A 632-nucleotide genomic window follows, 5' to 3' on the forward strand; every position below is an offset into this window, starting at 1 on the left:
AGGTCATCATTATCACGATACAGTGGTGAACGCTACTTGTATCAATGCCGGATATATTCTGCATTCGTGTGATATTTGCGGCGAAAGCTATATCACAAATACAACACCTTATGCTCCGCTGTCCTGTATGAATAACGGTAAAATTCCACCGCCATAGCTGTTCACCTCACATATTCATTACCGGGGCTGCCTCGGTCTGTTCATTCTGATCCGCCTGCAATTCGGTATTGCTTTCGGCAGTTTTTTGTCCGTCTGAACGCTTTTGAGACTTTTTATTCCCTGCCTTTTTTGTTTCTTTCCCCTCTTCATGGTTCTGCTCCTCCTGCTGTGTTAATTTCTGTTCGTATGCTTCAAGCACCGCACTGTGGAGATTTTCTCTTCCCTCTTTTGTAATCGGGAAACAAATATCCTCATATTTGGCTCCTGCCTTACGGGAAGGCATTGACACAAACGGACCGTCATTGCCCTCAAAAATCCTCACACCTTTTACAACAAACTCGTCATTGATGGAAACCGAGGCAACTCCCTTTAAGCTTCCGGGTTTGTTAATAAGGTTCACGCTTGCTTTGTAATTCATAAATTCTACCCCTTTCTTTTATATAACTCATCATCCACTTCTTTTAACCTTTCAC

1 protein-coding gene is annotated in these 632 nt (G+C 42.9%); it reads right to left on the minus strand.

All coding sequences use genetic code 11. The annotated features are described in order from the left end of the window. Positions 1 to 166: 166 nt before the first annotated feature. Positions 167 to 577 (minus strand): SpoVG family protein, encoded by a 411-nt coding sequence (locus H8706_RS12295; RefSeq protein ID WP_262432699.1) that lies wholly within the window; start codon positions 575 to 577, stop codon positions 167 to 169. Between the last annotated feature and the right edge of the window lie 55 nt (positions 578 to 632).

This window comes from Qingrenia yutianensis, from assembly GCF_014385105.1.
GTDB classification, from domain to species: Bacteria; Bacillota; Clostridia; order UMGS1810; family UMGS1810; genus Qingrenia; species Qingrenia yutianensis.